This is a genomic window from Halomonas sp. BC2, from assembly GCF_002078115.1.
Classification (GTDB): domain Bacteria; phylum Pseudomonadota; class Gammaproteobacteria; order Pseudomonadales; family Halomonadaceae; genus Vreelandella; species Vreelandella stevensii.
This window is the reverse complement of record NZ_LFGT01000026.1, coordinates 43933-49635: the sequence shown is the minus strand read 5'-3', so window position 1 is coordinate 49635 and position 5703 is coordinate 43933. Positions and strand designations below refer to the sequence as shown.

The 5703-nt window shown below is 61.1% G+C and carries 5 protein-coding genes and 1 pseudogene; all 6 read right to left on the bottom strand.

Annotated elements, in window-relative coordinates:
* Nucleotides 1-102 precede the first annotated feature (102 nt).
* Nucleotides 103-1127 (bottom strand): annotated as a pseudogene (gene mltB / locus B7L71_RS15095) (lytic murein transglycosylase B).
* Nucleotides 1128-1172: 45 nt separating this feature from the next.
* Nucleotides 1173-2336, bottom strand: a complete 1164-nt coding sequence (gene rodA, locus B7L71_RS15090; RefSeq protein ID WP_446497438.1) for a rod shape-determining protein RodA — start codon at nt 2334-2336, stop codon at nt 1173-1175.
* A complete protein-coding gene (gene mrdA, locus B7L71_RS15085; RefSeq protein WP_081138926.1) occupies nt 2336-4243 on the bottom strand; it encodes a penicillin-binding protein 2 in 1908 nt (635 codons plus the stop codon). The genes rodA and mrdA overlap by 1 nt, the downstream gene beginning before the upstream one ends.
* A gap of 65 nt (nt 4244-4308) precedes the next feature.
* Entirely contained in the window at nt 4309-4776 is a 468-nt protein-coding gene (rlmH, locus tag B7L71_RS15080) for a 23S rRNA (pseudouridine(1915)-N(3))-methyltransferase RlmH (protein ID WP_081138924.1), read from the bottom strand.
* Nucleotides 4773-5159 carry a ribosome silencing factor gene (rsfS, locus tag B7L71_RS15075; protein WP_081138923.1) on the bottom strand — a complete coding sequence of 129 codons (387 nt, stop codon included), beginning with the start codon at nt 5157-5159 and terminating at the stop codon, nt 4773-4775. The genes rlmH and rsfS overlap by 4 nt, the downstream gene beginning before the upstream one ends.
* A 107-nt stretch (nt 5160-5266) precedes the next feature.
* On the bottom strand, nt 5267-5703 hold a 437-nt coding region (locus tag B7L71_RS15070; RefSeq protein ID WP_081138921.1), incomplete at its 5' end, for a nicotinate-nicotinamide nucleotide adenylyltransferase.

Here is a 5703-nt window from a genome sequence, read left to right as displayed (position 1 = left end):
GCGGCGCTGCCGCTATCACGCAGCGGCGCTTGGCTGGCACAGCCGCTCACCAGCATCGCCAACACGAGAGAACCGCTTACATAACGGACATTGGTCAACAGGTTAGTCATGCTCAATCTCAAACTGATGCTGGATCGCGTCCGCCAATTCGGCCACAGCCATGCCGTAAAGGTGGCTGTGATTGTAGCGAGTAATCACATAGAAGTTGAATTCACCTAGACGGTAGCCTTGCTCATCTTCAGAAAAATCCAGCAATAGCGGCACCACGGGGGCATCAGGGGCCAGCGGCGCCTCGCTAGTGATGCCCTGCTCCACCATGTCGGCGGCGGTCAAAGTGGGGCGCGAGGTCTGGTTGAAGGCGATGCCTTCGGGGGCTTCCTGTGGGCCGTCGGCATCGTGGTAGATGGCGCCATCACGCTGCCAGCCATGCTCGGCAAAGTAGTTGGCTACGCTGCCGATGGCATCGACCGGGTTGTTCCACAAATCGCGAATGCCGTCGTCATCGAAATCGACCGCGTAGGCCTGGTAACTGGTAGGAATGAACTGCGGATAGCCCATGGCCCCGGCGTAAGAGCCGTAGAGCGTTTCCGGCTCGACACCCTGCTCGTAGGCAATGGCCAGGAAAGCGGCCAGCTCGCCACGGAAGAAGCGCCCCCGCTGGGGGTGATGAAAGGCCAGCGTTGCCAGCGAATCGAGCACCTTGTGCGTGCCTTTATGACGCCCGTAATAGGTTTCCACGCCGATGATGGCGGTGATCACCTCAGGAGCAACACCAAAGACTTCTTCGGCACGCGCCAGCGTCTCGGCATGCTCGCGCATGAACTCAGCACCTTCTTCGATACGCTGCTGGTTCAGAAAATATCGCGATATTCGAACCAGCGCAGACGCCGTTCTGCCGCCCCCGCCATGGCGTCCAGCACGTTCTGACGAAACGTCGCCTGCTCCAGCGCTTGCGTCAGCCACTGCTCGGGAACGCCCTGCTCCACCAGTTCACTGACCAGTTGGCGCGTCTGCTCGTTGACGCGGGGGTCGAAATCGACCTCCTCGGCCGCCCAGGTGGCCGAGGCTGAACATGCCATCAGCGCCGCCAGTAAATACCCGCCCGCTCTTCTTCGCGCCCTGTTCATTTGCTTACCACTCCTGTGAAAAAGCGTCGACTGCACTTTGATCATTCAACGCGGCAATAGCCGCCGATGGGCGTGTATCGACATGAGAATACCGAACCCGGCCAGCAAGGTCACGCTGGAGGTGCCGCCGTAGCTCACCAGCGGCAGCGGCACCCCTACCACGGGTAAAATACCGCTGACCATGCCGACATTGACAAACACGTAGATAAAGAACGTCAGGATAATGCTGCCCGCCACCAAACGCCCGAACGTATCCTGGGACGCCGCCGCCAGCCACAGCCCTCGCCCGACGATGGCCACGTAGAGCAACAGCAATAGCAGCATCCCGACCAGGCCAAACTCCTCTCCCAGCACCGCGATGATGAAATCGGTATGGCGCTCGGGCAGGAACTCGAGCTGCGACTGGGTGCCCTCCAGCCAGCCCTTGCCCCACAGGCCACCGCTACCGATGGCGGTGGTGGACTGGATGATGTTCCAGCCGGAGCCGAGCGGATCGCTCTCCGGGTCCAGAAAGGTCAGCACCCGCTGGCGCTGGTAATTGTGCATGTTCATCCACAGTAGCGGCAGGCCAGCCGCCGCCAGGGCCACTACCAGGCTAATCAAGCGCCAGGAGAGCCCCGCCAGCAGCACCACGATCAGCGCCGCGCTGGCCATCAGGAGTGCCGTTCCTAGATCTGGCTGAATGGCTGTCAACACCACCGGAGCGCCAATGATCAAGCCACAAACGGCAATGTCCCGCAGCCTCGGGGGAAGCTGACAACGGTTGAGGTAAGCCGCCACCATCAACGGCACGGCCAGCTTCATCATTTCGGAAGGCTGAAAGCGAATCACGCCGGGTATTTCCAGCCAGCGCTTGGCCCCCATGCCGATATCGCCAGCAATCTCCACAGCCACCAGCATGGCAAGCCCTACGCCATAAGCCAGCGGCGCCCAGCGCAGAAAGGTGGTGGGAGAAAGCTGTGCCAGTACGAACATGCCCACCAACGCCAGGCCAAAACGAACGGCCTGAGCAATCACGACCTCGATGCGCTGCCCAGACGCGCTGTAGAGCACCAGCAGACCACCTGCCATCAGCGCCAGCAGCAGGCCAAGCAGCCAGGGGTCGATATGGATACGCTCCCAAATGCTCTTGCGCCTTGCAATGCCACTATCGGGCGGGCGAACCGGGTAGCCACGCCAGGAGCGCGACAGCAGTTGCAGCGGCATCATCAGTTACCCTCCACGCGGCCGTTATCGCCTTCCAGCACTTCCTTGACTTCCTCGGCCTCTGGGGCCGCTTCTTTCAGTAGCCAGGCATCGGTCATGGCGCGCGCCATGCGAGCGGCGTGGGTGCTGCCGCCCCCGGCGTTCTCGACGATCACCGACACGGCAATTTCGGGCTCTTCCAGCGGGGCAAAGGCCATGAACAGCGAGTGGTCACGCAGCCGCTCTTCCAGCTCTTCGGCGTTGTAGCGCTGATCCTGACCCAGCGAAAACACCTGAGCCGTGCCGGACTTGCCGCCCATACGATACTCCAGGCCTACCCCGGTACGCCTTGCCGTTCCTTCGCTGCCGGTGAGCACTTTCTCCATACCGCTGAACACACGATCCCACCAGTTCTCGTTGGCCAGATCGATATCGGGTAGCGTGTCCGGCAGTTCAACCGGAACAGGGTCTTCACCGATACGCATTGCCAGGCGCGGCTTGACCCAGTGGCCACGGTTGGCCAGGGCCGCCGTAGCGCTGGCCAGCTGCAACGGGGTGATTTGCCAGTATCCCTGACCGATACCGACCGAGAGCGTTTCCCCCGGGTACCAGGGCTGGTTGAATCGTGCGCGCTTCCAGTCCCTCGAAGGCATCAGGCCAGCGCTTTCTCCCTGGACATCGTGAGCGACCCGTTGCCCAAAGCCAAAATTGGACATCTGATCATGCAGCCGATCGATGCCGAGGTCGTGAGCCAAGGAGTAATAATAAGTGTTGTTCGACACGGCAATGGAGCGCTCCATATCGACACGCCCGTGCCCCCAACGCAGCCAGTTACGATAGCGGCGAGAATCATTGGGCAATTGATAGAAGCCCGGGTCATTGATGGTGCTGTCCGGGGTGATCACCCCTTCCACTAGCCCCGCCAGCGCCAGAAACGGCTTGATGGTGGAGCCCGGCGGGTAGTGGCCGCGAATGGCCCGGTTAAACAGCGGCAGGTCGATGTCTTCCTGCAGGGCACGATAGGAAGCCACATCGATCCCGGTAACGAACTGGTTACTATCGAAGCCGGGCGTCGACACCATGGCCAGAATCTCGCCGGTACGCGGCACGATGGCCACGATGGAGCCCCGGCGACCTTCCAGCAGCTCGTAAGCGAGCATCTGCAAAGAACGATCCAGGGTCAGGGTCAGGTTGGCCCCCGGCACCGGGTCAGTGCGACCAAGCTCGCGCAGCACGCGGCCACGGGCGTTGGTTTCTACCTTGCGAAGGCCCGCCTGGCCGTGCAATTCCGACTCGTAAAAACGCTCCACTCCGGTCTTGCCGATAAAATGGGTGCCCGCATAGCGGCCGGTATCCAGCGTCTGTAGCTCTTCGGCATTGATCCGCCCCACATAGCCCAGCGCATGGGCCATCATTTCGGCATCCGGGTAGTAACGCAGCAGTTGCGCTTCTACCTCGACTCCGGGCAAACGATGGCGATTGATGGCCAGGCGAGCAATCTGCTCTTCGCTCAGGTCGCTCATCAGTAGCGCCGGCTGAAACGGCCGCTGGCGCTGGCGAGAACGAGCGTTGAAGGCCTCGATCTCTTCTTCAGGAAGTTCCAGCAACTCCACCAGCAGCGTCAGGGTATCGTCCAGGCTATCGACACGCTCACGCACCAGCGTCAGGTTGTAGGTCGGCCGATTTTCTGCCAGCAGGGCGCCGTTACGGTCGTAGATCAACCCACGATTGGGCGGCAGCGGCTCGACCCGCACGCGGTTTTTCTCGGAGCGCGTGCTGTAGAGGTCGTGCTGAACGATTTGCAGATACCCCAGCCGCCCGACCAGCAAACCGGTCAAGACGATGACCACGAATACTGCCAGCAGCGACCGAACACGGAAGATACGCAGCTCTTGCTCAGGGTTCTTTAGCGTGTCACGGCGCTTGGGCATGGCAACAGACAACTCTCAATCAAACGATGAACGCAACGGCCACGGGGGTCGATAACAGATAACGTCTAGCGGTGGTAAGGGTGCCCCACCAGCAGGGTCCATGCCCGATAGAGCTGTTCGGCGAGCATGATCCGCACCAAAGGATGCGGCAGGGTCAATGGCGACAGCGACCAGGCCTTGTCGGCCATGGCCGAGAGAGAAGGCTCCAGCCCATCAGGGCCGCCCACCAGCAACACTACGTCCTGGCCAGACATTCGCCAGGCATCGGCCTGCTGGGCAAGCTGCTCTGTGGTCCAGGGCTTGCCCTTTACCTCCAGCGCCACGACGATTTCATCGCCACGCAGCTTGTCGCGGATTCGCTGGGCTTCCTGCGCCCGCGCTTTGGCGATATCGGCGTTCTTGCCGCGCTGGCCCAGCGCAATTTCTTCGATTTCCAGGGCAAAATCACGCGGCAGCCGCTTGCGGTAGGTTTCCACGCCCTCTTCGACCCACCCGGGCATTCTGGTTCCCACCGCCAACAGCCGAACCTTCATGACATGGAGGCTCGCTCTTCGGCTTGACGCAGGGCATCGCCGATGGCACCCGCATCGTTGGGCAGATCGGCCCACAGGCGCTCGAGGTCGTACAATGTACGCGCTTCGGGGAGCATGACATGAACGACGATGTCACCCAGATCGACCAACACCCAATCCGCGTTCTCACCGCCTTCGACACCGCGTGGGTGCAGACCGGCCGCCTTGGCTTTCTCGACGAGATTCTGCGCCAGTGCTGCCACATGACGGGTAGACGTACCGCTGGCAATCAACATGAGGTCGGTGACCTCGGTCAATTTCGACACGTCCAACTGCGTAATATCACGAGCTTTAAGTTCTTCTAGCGCGTCGATGGCTAGGTTTTTCAATGTATCGATGTGCATGACTCCTGACGACAACCCCATTATTGACCTGACGATGATAGACGCCCGCCATTGGCAACGGGCGTTTGAGGCGGCCATTGTAACGGCTTCTTTCACGACTGCCAGCGCTATTCGCTGGTTTGATACCAGCCCTGTTGCAAAATGATCGTTTCCACCGCCTGTGGTAGCAGATAGCGCACGCTCTCGCCCGCCTGAAGCCGTTGGCGAATATAGGTCGCGGAGATGGCCATCAGCGAGGGCAACGCCAGAACCAGCAAGTGCCCTTGAGCCTGCTGCATCATCGCCTCGACGCTGTAGACTTCGCGATTGCCCACCAGTTCCTTCAGCGGTGCTGGCCAATCGTCGTTATAACCGGGTCGAGCGATCACCACGACATGCCCCAGCGCCCACAAGCGCTCGGCGCGATCCCACTGGTGAAGTCGCAAAAAGGCATCCATGCCAATGACCATCACCAGGCGGGCCGAGGAGCCGTAGACAGCGCGCAGCTCGGCCAGCGTATCCACACTATAAGACGGGCCTGCCCGGCGCAGCTCGCGGCCATCGG